The organism is Bombilactobacillus sp. ESL1097, from assembly GCF_058107205.1.
Genome location: NZ_JBYLUB010000002.1, coordinates 241,828 through 257,776, shown reverse-complemented (window position 1 = coordinate 257,776; position 15,949 = coordinate 241,828). Strand labels below are relative to the sequence as shown.

At 39.1% G+C, this 15,949-nt stretch carries 12 protein-coding genes; 6 read left to right on the top strand and 6 right to left on the bottom strand.

The genetic code is table 11. The features are described 5' to 3' along the window. Nucleotides 1–14 precede the first annotated feature (14 nt). The gene (locus AC3B6D_RS05370) at nucleotides 15–386 is read right to left on the bottom strand and encodes a cupredoxin domain-containing protein (RefSeq protein WP_489775102.1); all 372 of its coding nucleotides are present in this window, start codon (nucleotides 384–386) and stop codon (nucleotides 15–17) included. A 207-nt stretch (nucleotides 387–593) separates the two neighbouring features. Here AC3B6D_RS05370 and AC3B6D_RS05365 point away from each other — a divergent pair, with 207 nt between their 5' ends. Continuing rightward, the gene (locus AC3B6D_RS05365) at nucleotides 594–1,508 is read left to right on the top strand and encodes a magnesium transporter CorA family protein (RefSeq protein WP_489756691.1); all 915 of its coding nucleotides are present in this window, start codon (nucleotides 594–596) and stop codon (nucleotides 1,506–1,508) included. 139 nt (nucleotides 1,509–1,647) lie between these two features. Here AC3B6D_RS05365 and AC3B6D_RS05360 read toward each other — a convergent pair whose 3' ends face one another. Next, nucleotides 1,648–3,045: an amino acid permease gene (locus AC3B6D_RS05360; protein WP_489756692.1), complete on the bottom strand. Its 1,398-nt coding sequence runs from the start codon at nucleotides 3,043–3,045 to the stop codon at nucleotides 1,648–1,650. 585 nt (nucleotides 3,046–3,630) lie between these two features. Between AC3B6D_RS05360 and AC3B6D_RS05355 the strand changes: the two genes are divergently transcribed. Next, a complete protein-coding gene (locus AC3B6D_RS05355) occupies nucleotides 3,631–4,812 on the top strand; it encodes an aminotransferase class I/II-fold pyridoxal phosphate-dependent enzyme (RefSeq protein ID WP_489775101.1) in 1,182 nt (393 codons plus the stop codon). Then, nucleotides 4,812–5,801 carry a D-2-hydroxyacid dehydrogenase gene (locus AC3B6D_RS05350; RefSeq protein WP_489756694.1) on the top strand — a complete coding sequence of 330 codons (990 nt, stop codon included), beginning with the start codon at nucleotides 4,812–4,814 and terminating at the stop codon, nucleotides 5,799–5,801. Before AC3B6D_RS05355 ends, AC3B6D_RS05350 begins: the two co-directional genes overlap by 1 nt. Before the next feature lie 269 nt (nucleotides 5,802–6,070). Here AC3B6D_RS05350 and AC3B6D_RS05345 read toward each other — a convergent pair whose 3' ends face one another. Continuing rightward, on the bottom strand, nucleotides 6,071–7,546 hold the full coding sequence (locus AC3B6D_RS05345; RefSeq protein WP_489769476.1) for a phage tail tip lysozyme: 1,476 nt from the start codon (nucleotides 7,544–7,546) through the stop codon (nucleotides 6,071–6,073). A 234-nt stretch (nucleotides 7,547–7,780) separates the two neighbouring features. Here AC3B6D_RS05345 and AC3B6D_RS05340 point away from each other — a divergent pair, with 234 nt between their 5' ends. After that, the gene (locus AC3B6D_RS05340; RefSeq protein WP_489769475.1) at nucleotides 7,781–9,067 is read left to right on the top strand and encodes an APC family permease; all 1,287 of its coding nucleotides are present in this window, start codon (nucleotides 7,781–7,783) and stop codon (nucleotides 9,065–9,067) included. 107 nt (nucleotides 9,068–9,174) lie between these two features. Here the strand turns inward: AC3B6D_RS05340 and AC3B6D_RS05335 are convergent, their stop codons facing one another. The 3 genes from AC3B6D_RS05335 to AC3B6D_RS05325 are packed head-to-tail and all read right to left on the bottom strand — an operon-like array spanning nucleotide 9,175 to nucleotide 11,495. Next, entirely contained in the window at nucleotides 9,175–9,969 is a 795-nt protein-coding gene (locus tag AC3B6D_RS05335; RefSeq protein ID WP_489756697.1) for a metal ABC transporter permease, read from the bottom strand. Between the two features lies 1 nt (nucleotide 9,970). Continuing rightward, nucleotides 9,971–10,600: a metal ABC transporter ATP-binding protein gene (locus tag AC3B6D_RS05330; RefSeq protein ID WP_489775100.1), complete on the bottom strand. Its 630-nt coding sequence runs from the start codon at nucleotides 10,598–10,600 to the stop codon at nucleotides 9,971–9,973. Next, on the bottom strand, nucleotides 10,593–11,495 hold the full coding sequence (locus tag AC3B6D_RS05325) for a metal ABC transporter solute-binding protein, Zn/Mn family (RefSeq protein WP_489775099.1): 903 nt from the start codon (nucleotides 11,493–11,495) through the stop codon (nucleotides 10,593–10,595). Before AC3B6D_RS05325 ends, AC3B6D_RS05330 begins: the two co-directional genes overlap by 8 nt. A gap of 316 nt (nucleotides 11,496–11,811) precedes the next feature. Here AC3B6D_RS05325 and AC3B6D_RS05320 point away from each other — a divergent pair, with 316 nt between their 5' ends. Then, nucleotides 11,812–15,270, top strand: a complete 3,459-nt coding sequence (locus AC3B6D_RS05320) for a hypothetical protein (protein WP_489775098.1) — start codon at nucleotides 11,812–11,814, stop codon at nucleotides 15,268–15,270. Between the two features lie 219 nt (nucleotides 15,271–15,489). Beyond that, nucleotides 15,490–15,921, top strand: a complete 432-nt coding sequence (locus tag AC3B6D_RS05315; protein WP_489756700.1) for a Fur family transcriptional regulator — start codon at nucleotides 15,490–15,492, stop codon at nucleotides 15,919–15,921. The last annotated feature ends 28 nt before the right edge of the window (nucleotides 15,922–15,949 follow it).

The following is a 15,949-nucleotide window of genomic DNA, read 5'->3' as shown; positions in this document are numbered from 1 at the left end:
CTTTTCACCCCAGTTTATTTCACCACAATCTTGCCGTGAAACATTTGCATCCCACAGGAGTACTCAAATTCCCCAGCTTGATCAGTATTAATGGGAATCGTCACCGTTTGATTTTGCGGTAAATGTTGCTTAATACCCCAATCACTAAAAATCACTTCTTCTAAACAGCTGGACGGATCTTTACGAACAAATTCCAGCTGTGCTGGTAAATCTTTTTGCAAAGTGACTACTTCGGGTTGGAAGCCGCCGTCGACCTTAATTTTAGCAACCTGGGTCTGTCCCTTAATTTGTGCCGTTTCTTTAGACGTGGTTCTTTGCGCAAAGAACCACCAACTAATTAAACCAATTAAACCTACGACGATGATTGTAATGATTACTTGTAGCATAACTTGCACCTCCAACTTTAATTTACAAATGTAATATAGCACTAAAAACTACAATTGTAAATTTTTAAAACTAGTCATTTGCTCATTGTTCAATCCTATTATTTTCCCCCCACTTCTCACTGACAATTCATACTCCGGCTTAATTAAACTTTCGTTTAGTGCTAAAATGAGTTGGATACTCAGATCAAAGCATGCGAGGTTAATTATATGATTAAAGCAACGCCGATGACTGATAATTTAAATATTATTGTTACCAAAAATTTAACACTGGATGACCGTAAGCAACTCCAAGAATTTTACCAAATCAAACCGGATATTATTAATTACGTCACCGACTTAGATGAAAATCCCAATTACGACTATGATCCGTTATATCATACGCAATTAATTATTATCCAAATTCCCAAATTGTTAGAAGCCAAAGATTTACAATACACGACTCAACCGGTTGGTTTGTTATTATTCCGCGAAAATTTGTTTACTTTTAATCCAGACAATAGTATTTATTTCGATCAGGTAATTCAGCAAGTTGTTAATAACCGACCCCAATTAGAACCCCAACAATTAATTTTAAATATTATTTTAAAGTTGATGGATAGCTTCGTGCCGATCATTCATAAAATTACCCAAAAAAGAAATCAATTGGCACATACCTTACGCCAAAAGATTAAAAACAGTGACTTAATCGCGTTATCTTTCTTGCAACAAACCTTAAGTTTATTCTATAGTGGCATTTCCTTAGACGTCAGTGTGATTAAACGCTTGCCTCAGACCCAATTTGTCAAGCACATCAATGAAACCAAAGCCGTCAATGCCGCTTTAATTGATGCCTTAGTTGAAGGTCAACAGGTGCAACAAATGGTGGAAACCGAATTGGGCGTTGTCGAACAAATCTCGAGCACTTTTAATGTCATTGCCAACAACAACCTGAACAGCACCATGAAACTATTAACCGTCTGGTCACTGACCTTAACGATCCCTACGGTAGTTACCGGCTTTTACGGGATGAACGTTGAATTACCTTTTGCCAAATTACATAGTGCTTGGTTACTAATCATTGGCATTATCATCTTGTTGTCACTCTTATTGTTACTGTTATTAAAACAACACAAAAAATTATAAGCTGTGCGCACAATTGCTGGCTAAAAGCCCTTCATAACAAGCAAAAAGGAAATGTTCTGGTAAATTTTGAACAAATTTACGAACATTTCCTTTTTTTATCTTGCTCTTGAGTGAATAGGTAACTCTCAACTAAAATTTTTTAATTGTCCAAATTATCGCCTGTTGTGCCATGACGAATGCCATAGCCTAAATAAATGATCACGCCAATCGCAAACCAGATTAGAGAAGCAATCCAAGTAATTAGTTTTAGTTTGGTCATCAAGTACAGGCACAGTAATAACGAAATAATAGGCAAAATAGGATACAAAGGTACCTTAAAGCCATCATTATGAATATCCTTGCGTTTTCTTAACGGAATAATACCAATGGAAACAAAGGAGAAGGCAATTAAGGTTCCAATGTTCACTAACTCAGCTAAATGGTTCAAATCAACCACGCCACCCATTACCGCAATAATAATCGTGACTACTAGTAAACTATGATTGGGTAAATGATGTTCGTTCACATCACCTAAAAAGCGTGGCAATAAACCATCGCGCCCGATAGCGTAAACTAACCGGGAGCTACTATAAATCATGGTCACCATCATCGTAAACATACCAGCCATCGCGCCAATGGAGATAATGCCAGCTACCCCGTTCAAGTGGAAAAATTGTAAAGCAAAAGCCACAGGATCCGCCACATTTAACTTGGTGTAAGGTAACATTCCTGTTAGAACGGTCGAGACGGCCATGTATAAAATTGTGGCCACAATCAAAGTCCCGATAATCCCAATCGGCAAATTACGCTGCGGATTTTTCACTTCTGGTGCTGAGGACGAGACTGCATCAAAACCTAGATAAGCAAAGAAGACAGTGGAAGCTCCCGCCAAGACACCGTTAGTGCCAAATGGTAAAAATGGTGTCCAGTTCTTAGGCTTAACATAAAAACAACCCACAACAACAAACAGAATAATAATGGCAATTTTGATAACCACCATCCAATCGTTAATCTTCATGGACGTTTGCATTCCGTGCGATAACATCAAAGCAATGAGGACAACCACAATCATGGCTACTAAATTGAAATAAGTTCCTTGACTCGGATTATAAGCACCCGAAATGGCTTTCGGCAAATGAATATTAAAACCACTCAAGAAGGAATTGAAGTACGCTGAAAAACCAACTGAAACCGTCGCAACTGCTAACATGTATTCCAAAATTAACGCCCAGCCAATTACCCAACCGATAAATTGGCCAAAGACAATATTGCCATATGAATAAGCACTACCAGCCACTGGCAGTGATGAAGCAAACTCCGCATAGCACATCGCGGCGGTCGCACAAACAATCGCGGCCAATAAAAAACTCAAAATTACTCCCGGACCGCTCAGCGTTGCGGCAACTGTCCCCGGCATAATAAAGATGCCCGTGCCAATTACCGCCCCAATTCCTAACGCCATTAAATCTTTAGCCGTCATGGTTTTTTGGAATTGTTGATCAGACTCGAGATATTGCTGTACATCTGCTTTTTGGGTCATTTTTTTCCAAATTGACATTTTCACCATTTCCCTTTAATCAAAAATTAATTTTTAGAATAAATTAAATTGTCTGGTCTGTCAAATTTCATTTTTGCTTGGCGGCTAAATTTGATAGGCACCAAAATAAAAGCTTAATTAGTCGACAGACCTAAGCACCCATTATACCAGTTTTTAAAATTAACTATTTTGAAATTGCGTGGTGCTAAATTTATGATTCTAAAAATTACTAGTGCTTATTTTAAATTAAAATAAAATGAGAGCAAGTCTTGACAGTTTGTTCAAAATATATTAAATTAAGTTTATTCCAACAGTTAGGAGTTTTGACCATGAAGTCATTTACTTATCAACAGTTGAATACTTGGTATTATAACTTTCGTTTCTTTAGGTAGTGTTTGCAATCTCCAATACTGGCGAGTGCAAACACTGAACTGTTCGCACCCGCGAGAAATGAAGGCTTATTTGAGATTAGCCCATCAGGCCTTGCAGGTAAAATTGAAACTGCTAGGCCGATATCAAAATTAAATTGAAATTTTTTGAGTCTAGCAGTGAGATAACAACTGCTAGGCTTTTTATTTGGCATTATTAAGAGAGGAATGAATCCTAATGGACATGACAGACTATTTAAATCACAATTTGGCCCAGGTGAAACCATCTGCTATTTTAGCTTTTTCCACCTTTGCACAAAAAATTCCCAACATCACTAATTTTACGGTAGGTGAACCGGATTTTGATACTCCGGAACATATTAAGCAAGCGGCCATTGACAGTATCAACGCTAATCGTAGCCACTATGCCCCGTCTAACGGTACCAAGGAACTACAACAAGCTGCGGTTAACTTCTTAGCTACTAAATACCAACAACACTTTGAACCGGGTGAAATTATTATTACCGAAGGAGCTACCGAAGCCATTTATACAGCTATTGTTTCTGTACTAAATCCTGGCGAACAAGTGATCATTCCCACACCGACTTTTCCGCTCTACATTGCCGATGTCACCATTGCTGGCGGACAACCAGTCCTCGTTAATACTGCTGCAACTGGCTTTAAGTTAACTCCGGATTTATTACGCCAAACTTTAGCACAAAATCACAACGTGCGCATGCTCGTCTTAAATTCACCGGCGAACCCTTCCGGTGTAACTTATAGCCAAGAAGAACTACACGCTTTAGCGGAAGTTCTGAAAGATCAACCAATTTTTGTCTTGTCTGATGAGATTTACAGCGAACTAAATTATGATCACGAGCACGCTTCGATCGTCAATGAATTGCCACAGCAAGCGATCTTAATTACGGGGGTTTCGAAGTCCCATGCCATGACCGGCTGGCGGATTGGCATCATGGCTGCGCCGCAAAAAATCACTGATGAATTGAGCAAGATCCATCAGTTCACAATTACGACGACTGCTACCGTCACACAAGATGCCGCTTACGAAGCCTTGTCTAACGGTTTGGATGACGCTTTAGCTATGAAGGTTGAGTATCAAAAACGCCGGGACTACTTAATTGAGCACTTACAACAATTAGGTTTCACTTGCGCACAACCGAATGGAGCATTTTATGTCTTTACCAAGATTGCGCCCGATCTTAATCAAGACGATGAAGCCTTTGCTTATGATCTGGCTCAAAATGGACTCGTAGCTGCGGTACCCGGCTCTTATTTTGGTCCTGGTGGTGAACATTACTTACGCTTCAGCTATGCAACAAGCTTAGACACCATCAAAGCGGGTATGCAAAACTTAACTAACTATGTACAACAACAACGACAAGCTAAAGGAGAAAACTAATGAAAATTTTATTATTGAGTGTTCGTGACGATGAAAAAAAGGCAATTAACAATTGGCAAGAACGCCATCCAGAAGTCCAAGTGACAATGTCTGATCAAGAACTCCATCCGGAGACGATTGACTTAGTGAAAGATTATGATGGTTTAGTTATTCAACAACGCAGTCCCATTGAATCCAGTGTTTATCCCGCTTTGAAGGCCGCGGGCCTTCAGCAAATCACTACCCGCACCGCTGGCGTTGATGTCATTGATTTAGCATTAGCTAAACAAAATGGCCTTCAAGTCAGCAACGTTCCTGCTTATTCGCCCCGCTCCGTCGCTGAGCTAACGCTCGCCCATACTTTACGTTTAATTCGGAAGCAAGAGTTGGTTGATCAACGAGTTGCTCAACAAGATTACCGCTGGGCCGGTCTACAAGGAACAGAGATTCACACTTTAACCATCGGAATTATTGGTGCCGGTCGGATTGGTGGCACGTCCGCAAAATTATTTAATTTGCTGGGCGCTCAGGTGATTGCTTATGATACCAAACCTAATCATGAGTTGGATTCGATTTTAACTTTCAAAACGAAAACAGAAGTACTGCAAGAAGCCGATGTATTATGCTTACATGTGGACTTAAACCCCACCTCCGAGGACTTGATTGATGCTCCCGAGCTCAAATTAATGAAACCGACGGCCTATTTAATCAATGAATGCCGTGGACCAGTCGTTGACAACGATGCTTTGATTGCTGCTCTACAAGAAAAGCGCTTAGCAGGTGCTGCTTTGGATGCTGTTTCTGGTGAAGAAAAATTCTTTAACTTTGATTTACGTAACAAACCATTACCAAGCAAACAATTAGAAATCTTGCAGGCCATGGATAATGTCATTATCACCCCTCACGTGGGTTTTTACACTAATGTAGCGGTCCAAAACATGGTGGATATTAGCCTAGACGATACTTTACAGCTCATTAGTACTGGCACATGTGAACACCTCATCAAGTGATAAGGCAATCCTATTAGATATAGTTTGAGTCACATAAAAAAGGTTCATCCAAATTTGGACGAACCTTTTTTAAAATTTCTATCTGCTCATTAATCCTTTTTATTGTACAAAAAAAGTCACATCCAGCAAAATGAAAGTGACTTCGCAACAGTCCCCGCAAAAAATGCTAGAGATATTGTAGATTTTTCTTCCTGTCCTTCTAAACTTAATAATTATTTTTTGTCAACAATCTACTAATTTTTGTCTCAGCTTCTATTAATATAGTAGATTTAATTTAATTTGGGCACATAATTCCAACTACCATCAGCCGCATTAATCACTAGCCACGTATAGCCTTCAGCACTGACGGTTTTAAAATAATGCACCGTTTCGCCAGGATTATAATGACCTAAAATCTTGCTTTGCAAACTCGGCGTTAGATGAATACTCGATAAAGTCTGCACCACATAGGTTTGCAAAACATTCGTATCTGCCGTTGGTTCAGGTAATAATAAATAGCAGAGATTCCCCGAAGCACTGCGATATTCTAACCACCAATGATCATTTTGATAAAATTTGCGTTGATATTTAATCAGCGTATGTTCCGGCAATTGACCAATCGTATCCGCCTGCGAATTGGGTTGATCATAAACTGGGATCGCTTTTAAAATATGGTATTCGCCGCTAGTATTAATGATGCGTTTCGATGCAATTAATAAGTAACGCAAATCTTTTGACGCGGAACGATAAGCTAACCAATCACCCGCACTATTCGTGAGTTGTTTTTCATAATGAATGACTTTGCCTGCCGCTAGCGTTCCAATTTTTTTGGCCGTAATTTCGGGCTGATCGTAGACAATCGTCTTCTTTAATAAAGTATAGGCGTGACGTGGTGGTTCATGTTGCACTGGTGTTTGATTAGCTGCTGCTTGACTGGGGATTAATACATAACACTTTTGCCCCCGGGGATTGTAATAAACCAGCCAAGTTTGGCCGGCAATTTGTTCCGTATTAACATAATTAATTGTTTCACCAGCCGCGTACTCACCTACAATCATGCCATCTTCATCAGGTTGCAAGCGAATCGGAGTAACTTGATTGACCGTATAATTACGTGGAACAGCTGCTGTTTCGTTTTGAGGTTGTTGTAAATAATGATACCAATACTGAGCTTGTGTCCCACGTTGCAGTTGCAAAGTAGGCGCCACTCCCCGATAGCTCTTTGCAAAAACCTCCGCTAAAACTTCTGGTTTGGCAGTACTTTGAATATATTGCACCCCCGTCATTTCATAAATGGTTGATGGTTGAAAATGTTGACTGATTTGTAATTCGTAATTTAAAAAGGCACACTGCCCTACAACCGTTTGATAATCCAAGTGCTGGTGCTGACACCAACCCGCTAGTTCCGCTAATTTGGTCCACTGCAACAAACCATAACCTTGATTTTGCAGATTAACTTGCAACTGGCTGACAACAGACATATTGCCTAATACTCCCGCAATCGCCTGTTCACTCCAATCCTTAGCTAATAATTCTTGCCGCACTGTCCGTGCAGTTTTAATTTGAAAGGGCTGATAATCAGCACTATAAACCAAACTGGACATGCGGTAAATACTCTGAGCTGTTACCAATTCTGAGGCATTGTCAGAAGTAGAACTGGTATCAGGGTGATCGTTGGCAGCCGCTGCTTGTTCAGGAGTTAATTTAGGTAAAATGGAAGTTTGAAAATGACGCTTAGAAAAATGCGATGAATTTTTTTTCTTCATTAAATTAAGTTCCTTCAATTAAATTCCTACAAAATAATGAAAGCTCTAGATTTATTTTAATACAAAACAGCAGAAATTGCTGTGCAGTTAAAACAAATAATTAATTATCTAACTAGCAATCATTTCATCAATCCAAGTTTTAAACTTATTTTGACCAATCAAAATCCTAACTGAAACTAATGCACTTCGTTATACTCAACTTATGACAATAATAATTGAGAGGAATGTGGCCCCATGCAACAACACAAATTAGGATTTTTCAGTATTGTTTTACTTGGCGTTAATGGCATCATTGGTTCTGGAATTTTTCTACTGCCACAACAAATCGCTCATTTGGTCGGCAATGGTAGCTTTTTAGTCATTATTTTTGACGCCTTTTTAGTCATCAGTCTTGCCCTTTGTTTCGCCCAAGCGGCGACTTACTTTCATGAAGATGGCGGCGCTTATTTGTATGCCAAAAGTGCCTTTGGCAATTTTGTGGGGTTTGAAGTCGGCTTTATGACTTGGGCCATTTGCATTATTGCTCAAGCAACTATGGGTGCTGCTTTAGCCACCGAACTTCAAGCAATCTTTCCCACTATTTTGCACCCAAAGATTATTGTTACCCTCCTGATTATCACTTTAGCTTTATTAAACATTGGCGGTGTGAAAGTTTCCAAAATGTTGATTAATTGTAGTTCATTAGCTAAATTAATCCCCTTAATCCTTTTTATTGTCGTGGGTAGCTTTTTTATCCACGGGACTAATTTGCACACTCAATGGCCCGCTTCACAAAAGCTCATGCAAAATTTTGCGCCAGCAGCAGTGACCATGTTTTATGCCTGTACCGGCTTTGAAAGTATGGTCTTAGCTGCTGGAGAGATGCAGCACGTCCAAAAGAATTTACCGCGGGCTATTATCGTCGTGATCGGTTGCGTTACTAGTATTTATTTACTCATTCAAATCGTGGCTACGGGCATTTTGGGAGCTCAATTATCCCAAGTTGCCGTACCGCTACAACAAGCTGCACACCAAGTTACCGGTTCGTGGGGACAAGCCGTAATGGCTAGTGGGACTCTGCTGTCTATGCTCGGGGTTCTAATCACTTCGAGTTTTGTCACACCGCGCGCGGCCGTTGCTTTAGCAGCTGATGGTAGCCTGCCACATTGGTTAAATTGGCGCAACCATCACCAAGCGCCAGTGTTGGCCATCATAATTGGCACTGCCTTGACTTTAATCATTACTTGGCAAGGATCCTTCAACTTGTTGGCACAAATTAGTGCCGTTTCGCGTTTTGCTCAATATCTGCCAACTTGTCTGGCCGTTTTAGTTTTTGCTAAAACCAAAACCTTAACCGCTCAACAGTTTAAATTAAAAGGTGGACCCTTTATTCCCTTACTGGCTATTGGCGTTAGTTGCTGGTTACTAACGCGAGTCCCTCATCACCAACTATTGTTAGGCTTAGGTGCATTACTCTTAGGCGTTCCCCTTTATGTCGGCATGAAAATTTACCGTCATTGGCAAGTACGAACTAAATCATAATTTTAACCATAAAAAAAGAAAGCGGCTGGGACACAAATCGTTTAATTAACTAATGTTCACCCTGAACATTAATTTTATTGTCCCTACCTCTTTCTTGACCGTTCAATTTAATTACGCACTACTTTATGATACAAAGCGGCGCCCAGATACAAGATGGTTTCAATAGTAGTAATAAAAAAGGTCACCGGTAAATTGGTCCAATAACCGAGCATTAAACCCAACCACGTTCCCATTAAGGCTAAAACAATGCTTATCATGATTAAACTGTGTACCGACTTGCCAAAGAATTGCGCCGTTGCTGCTGGCAAAGTTAATAATGCAAAGACTAACAGTGAGCCGACAATTTGCGACACAATACTAATCGTTAACGACATCATCACCAAAAAAACTAAATTAATTAACCAACTCAGTCGCACACTATTTTGAGCCCCGACTGGATCAAAGGCATCAAATTTTAACCGTCGATAAATCAACAATAAAACAACACATTCGATAATGGCAATGAGTAAAATTTGGTGTACATCGTGCGTACTGATGCCCACAATACTACCAAATAAAATATTGGTGGCATAAGAAGAGCTGGCTTTGGAAATCGACAAAAACAAAACTCCTAGACCCATAAAAAAAGCGGAAATCAAACTAATAATGGTGCCCTTCAAGGCCTTGGTTTTATTAAAGCAACCCGCAATCAGTGCACTCAAAACTGTAAAACAGAGCATGCCATTTAAAGGACTCCAATTGAGCCATAAGCCAAAACTAGCCCCCGAAAAACCAATTTCAGACATCGTGTGCGTTAAGAAAGATAATTTTTTGGCAGTCACAAAAACGCCAATAATCCCACATAATAATGAAATGATGGTGGCGACGATAAACGCATTTTGCATAAATTCATACTGAAACATTCTAATCACGTCCTTGTAATTCTAAGCGTTTAGCTTGACCGTAATGCTGTAGTAATTCCGGATCATGAGTAATAAAGATAACGGTCGTGCCTTGGTGATTCAACTCTTCAACTACATCCATTACTTCAAACTTAGCTTGTTGATCTAAACTCGCCGTGGGTTCATCCAGAATTAGTAATTGCGGTTGATCCACAATTGCTTGAGCTAAATAAGCGCGTTGCTTCTCACCACCGGACATTTGCCCCATCCGTAATGTTTGCTTTTTCAGTAAATGCACCCGTGTTAAAGCAGTCTGCACTTGGCTCTTTTCTTGAGTCGTCAACCACGGACGCAAAGAATGACTGAGCTTTAGGGTAACAAAATCCTTAGCTGCTAAAGGGTAATCTTCATCCAAATTACGAAATTGCGGAACATAACCAATTTGGTTTAAACTAATACGTTCAATTAACTGTCCTTTAGTTGGCAATAATTGTTTTAAAATCACGCGTAATAAGGTGGTTTTGCCCGAACCATTCGGACCAGTAATACAAAAAAAATCTCCTTGCGTAATCGCAAAAGATAGATTTTGAAAAACAATTTTTTGTTCAAACTGAACACTTAGTTGATCTGCTTGAATCAAAACTTTATTCATGTGCTTGCGCCTCAATTTTTTGAACTTGACGATATTGCCGCTGCATCCACTCTTGGTAAGTTAAATGCGCTGGCTGAGTTTCAGTTACTTTGACAATCGGAACATGATGTTTCTGCGCTAATTGAACTAAATTATCAACCACCGTATTGGTTGTTTGTTGATTAACAACAAAAAAAGCAATTTTGTGTTCGGTAATTAACCGCTGTAACTCTTGCACAGCTTGAGGAGTCGGATCAGAACCTTCTTCAATGGCTTTAGCAAACTGTTTATTAGCTACTTGATATCCCATTTGGTGTAACGAGTAATTAAAGACGGGTTCACTGACCGCCACTAACTTTTTAGTGCGTTGTGCTTTAATTTGGTGTAACTGGGTTTGTAGAGGTGCTAAGGTTTTTAAATAGCGGGTTTGATTGCGCTCAAAATTATGCCGATATTGTGGTAATTGGTGACTCAACTTTTTGGTTAATACCACGGACGTTTGTGCTAAAGCCTGCGGGTCATACCAAATGTGCGGATTAGCTCCGAGCGACTTGTGCATCACTTGCCCCACATTAATGGCTTGCACTTGCTGGTTATCTACCAATAATTTATCCATCCAACTGTCATAGCCTAAGCCATTATACACGGCAATGTTTGCTTGACTGGCAGTTTTAGCATCCTGCGTTGTCGGTTCAAAATCGTGCGGATCAGCATTGGGATTAGTAATTAACGATTGAACCTTGGCATGGGAACCAGCAATTTGTCGAGCTAACTGAGCATAAGTCGGCGTAGAAGTAACAATCTGCAGTTTTTGCTGTGTCGCTTGCGGCTGTGAATCTGGCTTTTGACAACCAGTAACGATGAACAAAGTCAAAACTAAAATCAGCCACAACCATCGCCGCTGTTGAACCTTCATCAAAGTAATTCCTCCACTACATAAATTAGTATTAGCTAAATAGTAATAATTACTTTTTAGATTGTATCATACTTTATTTTAGTCGTCTAACCAATCACTAAGCTCTAACTTCTTCCTAATTATGTAACAAATCAGACCTCAATGAATCTAACTAAATTTAAATTGGTATTTTCTGAGAAAGATGTTAAAATACCCTTGTGAAATTTTGCCCTAATTTTAAAATAAGTTTTTAGTTATTTAAAATAATGTTACCAAAAATAATTAAATATCATTTTGTTAAAAATCGTTTTTAATTAGTAAAAGGGTGCTGCCAATCATGAATATTCGCAAAAACTTTCTTTTAAAAGTATTTAAAATAATTGTGCTGCTACTTTTTGGCGAAGTAGTAAGTAACATCCAAATAACTATCGTCAAGGCGCAAGTCAATCCAACTAGTGGTCCTCAATCCTTAACGAAAATAGTAGGACCGGTTACTTTGCCGAACGCTCAAGCCTTTCAAGCACCAGCTATTCAGGTAAGTACTCAAGATAATACCCCCCAAGCTACCGACATTAATGATGGTTTATCTTGGCTGACTTCTTACAAAAACCGATATCTTGGTCAAACAACACCCATTATTAGTCAAGGAAAATCCGTCAACATGGGCTTTACCTTTGGTGATTGGAGTGATACGAGCTTTTATAACCTAAATGCTTATTATCGCGAAGCTAATATTTTTTTACAAGATGGTTCTAGCAAAATTCAAGCCTTCTATGGTAGTGGTGACATAGGACCAAGCTCAAGTTTAGACTATACCGTCCTAGATAGTAACTCTTCGTATTGTCCATCTGGATCTATTTATGCAATGAAAAATGCTACTTATTTTATTTCCAAAAATGCGCAAGGTACTGTCCAAGCTGTTAAAATCATGGGTTATTTGAATTCCAATAATTTAGAGGTTGAAGAAGTTTTACGGCCATCGCGTTATTCTAATGGTAACGTCGCACAAGAATTTTACGTCAAAAATATTTCAACAGCTCCCCAAAGTTATACGGTTGCTAACGAAGAAGATACCGAATTAGAAAGCTCTTCAAATAATAATAATGCTTATGATAATGATCACGTACCCATTTATGCCTTAGGTAATAATCGTGGTATGTATATCAAATCTCCCTATCATCGTTTAAATATCAACACTGATATTAAAGATGGTCCCAATCGTTGGATCGCAGAATACTTTCAAGATTATTTAACGGTGAATGCCTCTGGAACTAGTTCTAAAAATGATTATGAAACAGGTGCTCCTGTTAATACTCGCCTTTTTAAGGGGTCTACTTTTGCTAACGCAACTGGACAAGAAACAGCTCATTATGGTGCTGGCGTCAACTTGCTTCCGATCAGCTATACTACTAAGTACTTATATCCCGATTCGGCCTATGCTTTGCTGTGGCCTAATCAATCCAACCTACCTGTGGGTCAAACTAAGCACTACGCTGTCGAACTGGGTATTAATGCTAGCTCCTACTCGAAGCCTTGGCTAAAGGAAAGTTGGAGTAATCAAACACGCAGTACCGGTAAAAATAATCCGAATGATCAAATCAAATTTACCGTGCAATTGGGTAATGATGGGCAAAACAGTGAATATAAAACGACTAATTTAACTAATTTAGTCCCCACCGGTATTAACGTTGATTCATCTTCTTTACGTCTCAGTGTTAATGGCAGTAGCAAAGCTGTTAGTTATAATGCTGCCAATCATGGCGTTGTATTAAGCACTGCTGATGCAATTGACTTAAAAGACAATCAAACTGCGACGCTAACATTCACGGGTACCATTGCTAATTCAGCTAATGGAACAACTTTAACCACCACTCCGCAAGCTAACTATATGGAACAACAATTAAGTGACCATACCAGTCACAACTTCTCCACAGATGCAATTACCATTCCCGTTGCGAGAAGTATTTATTCAACTCCATCTTTACAAGAACTTTGGAGCAATCAAACACGCACTGATGGCAAAAATTATCCGCAGAACCAAATTAACTTTACCGTTACTCTCGGTAATAAAGGGAGCAATAGTGAATACAAAACTACCAATATCGCTAATATTGTTCCCACAGGAATTGATGTAGACTCAGGAAGTTTCCAACTAACCACGCCTAACGGCAGTAAGAAAACCGTGAGTTACAATGCTGCCAATCGCGGTATTGTATTAAATAGTAGTGATGCCATTGATCTGAAGTATAATCAAACTGCCACACTAACTTTCACTGGCAAAATTGCTAATTCCACTGATGGGCAAACACTGTCTACTACGCCTAATATGTTAATTGTCGAACAGCAAGTTGATGATAATCCCAGCAGTTATTGTTATGGTTCAGCAATTAACTTAACAGTAGCCCAAGATTTTCCTTCAAAACCCTTTTTACAAGAAACCTGGGTGAATCAAACCATAAATGATGGCAACAATTATACGCAAAATCAATTAAAATTTACCGTTACTCTCGGTAATAGTGGTAATGGTAGTGAATATCAGGTAACCAATATCACCAATATTGTTCCCACTGGTATTGATGTGACTTCAGGAAGTTTTCAACTAACTAATCCTGATGGCAGAACTAAAGCAGTAAGTTACAATCCTGCTACTAATAGTGTGAAATTCGGGGCCAATGATGCTTTGAAGATAGCGTATAATCAAATAGCAACCGTCACTTTTACAGGAACAATCAATGATTCCGCTAATGGTAAAACACTGACTATGAGCCCTCAGACAACCATTATCGATCAAAAAGTTGATCAACAGCCTAGCTCAACTTGTCAAGGAACAGCTTTGACCATTCCAGTTATTAATAGTAAATTTTCTGCAACTTTAACACACAGCGCTTTAGACCGAACTGCCCAAAAACTTAATCGAACTTTACCACCTAATTATTACATTCCTGGTGATCAAATTGATTTTTATATGGATTATGCAATTTCGTCAGATAGTACCGATACTGTTTCGACATTAACTTTTACTACTAGGTGTAGTTCGGGTTTAACATTTGATAATTATGCGTTGGCAGATGTTGACGGCAATTCCGATAATTTAAAAACAACTTTTCAAACTGATCATACAACGGCGAATTGGCCCACCAAAGTCACCGTGACTAAACGCAATGGTGAACCGTTTAAAGCTGGCGATCACTTGCGCCTAACAATTACTGGTATCTCTGGTAACTCTCCTGATGGTACGCACAGTAGTAGTTACCAATCCGTTCAACATACGGCAGATGTTTCCGGCACTTTAGCATCCGGACATCAAATTCCATCTGATCCGCAAACGGTGACCGTTACACGCCAAAATTTTGCCTATTTCACTAAGGTTCCTTTAAACCTGGATTTTGGCACAGTATTAACTTCTGGCAAATTGATGCCCAATAAATCCACTAGTGGTAAGTTATTGGTGAACAGTTATTTTCAAAAGAGTACTGATAATGGCATCGCATTGCGAGTCGCTTACGACAATACTGGTGCTAATCGGCTCATAAATAGTACTGATAACTCCAGTATTAATTCCGACCAAAATTCTATCTTGTTCTATCAATATTCACCCGTGCTTAATAGCGGCACTACTGTCACAACCATTGGACCAAGCTCAGGATCTAATAGTGACTTACATGGCTATTATGATCATTTAACTGATTTAACTAGTCTAGTTAATGAAGGAAGATGGCAACTCAATGCAGTCAAAGGTACTAATCCTGGCACCTACAGTGGCAAGATCACCTGGTCTTTAACCAATTCTTTGTAAACCAATTTGCGACCAAATTCATTCAGCAGTTCAATCCTAGCAATGTGCTTTTCTAAAGTGCCACTCTGCCTTTAGTTATCTACCTCGTTAGGTATCAACTGCTGTTTTTATTGCCAACTTGAACAAACCATTCACTATTAGCTGTATGCTATAATTAAAGCGTTTGAGAAAGCCACTACATAATTTTGAGCAACATAATTATTATCTAGGAGTAATTCAATGGAACCATTACAACTAGCTTTTCAAATTCTACAAGACAATCATCTCAAACTCACCAAGCAGCGCCGCAGCTTATTAGAATATTTAGTTCAACACAGCAATTACTACATTTCCTTAGCCCAATTAGATCAACACTTACGAGCAACTTTTCCAAAAATGAGTCATGAAACCATTTATCGTAATGTCAAAGAAATGCAAAACTTGGCGATCGTTGAAACTAAAATGTTCACCAATGGCTTGCGCGTGAAATTCCAGTGTGACTTCACTACCAAGGAACATAGCCACTTCATTTGCCAAATTTGTGGTCGCGCTTATGAAATTCCCTTACCCGATTTTGAAGTAGCTTTACAGCAACTAAAAAATGCCCAAATTGACTCCTTTCATGTGGAAGTCTTGGGCATTTGTGAAAAGTGTCAGCACCAAAAACTTTAGTACTGCACTCAGATTACTAACTAATTAA

Excerpts from the sequence above, each read along its gene's own strand:
- AC3B6D_RS05315 (WP_489756700.1), top strand. The coding sequence starts at position 15,490 with ATGGAACCATTACAACTAGCTTTTCAAATTCTACAAGACAATCATCTC.
- AC3B6D_RS05355 (WP_489775101.1), top strand. The coding sequence starts at position 3,631 with ATGGACATGACAGACTATTTAAATCACAATTTGGCCCAGGTGAAACCA.
- AC3B6D_RS05340 (WP_489769475.1), top strand. The coding sequence starts at position 7,781 with ATGCAACAACACAAATTAGGATTTTTCAGTATTGTTTTACTTGGCGTT.
- AC3B6D_RS05330 (WP_489775100.1), bottom strand. The coding sequence starts at position 10,600 with ATGAATAAAGTTTTGATTCAAGCAGATCAACTAAGTGTTCAGTTTGAA.
- AC3B6D_RS05350 (WP_489756694.1), top strand. The coding sequence starts at position 4,812 with ATGAAAATTTTATTATTGAGTGTTCGTGACGATGAAAAAAAGGCAATT.
- AC3B6D_RS05360 (WP_489756692.1), bottom strand. The coding sequence starts at position 3,045 with ATGTCAATTTGGAAAAAAATGACCCAAAAAGCAGATGTACAGCAATAT.
- AC3B6D_RS05370 (WP_489775102.1), bottom strand. The coding sequence starts at position 386 with ATGCTACAAGTAATCATTACAATCATCGTCGTAGGTTTAATTGGTTTA.
- AC3B6D_RS05365 (WP_489756691.1), top strand. The coding sequence starts at position 594 with ATGATTAAAGCAACGCCGATGACTGATAATTTAAATATTATTGTTACC.
- AC3B6D_RS05335 (WP_489756697.1), bottom strand. The coding sequence starts at position 9,969 with ATGTTTCAGTATGAATTTATGCAAAATGCGTTTATCGTCGCCACCATC.
- AC3B6D_RS05320 (WP_489775098.1), top strand. The coding sequence starts at position 11,812 with ATGAATATTCGCAAAAACTTTCTTTTAAAAGTATTTAAAATAATTGTG.
- AC3B6D_RS05325 (WP_489775099.1), bottom strand. The coding sequence starts at position 11,495 with ATGAAGGTTCAACAGCGGCGATGGTTGTGGCTGATTTTAGTTTTGACT.
- AC3B6D_RS05345 (WP_489769476.1), bottom strand. The coding sequence starts at position 7,546 with ATGAAGAAAAAAAATTCATCGCATTTTTCTAAGCGTCATTTTCAAACT.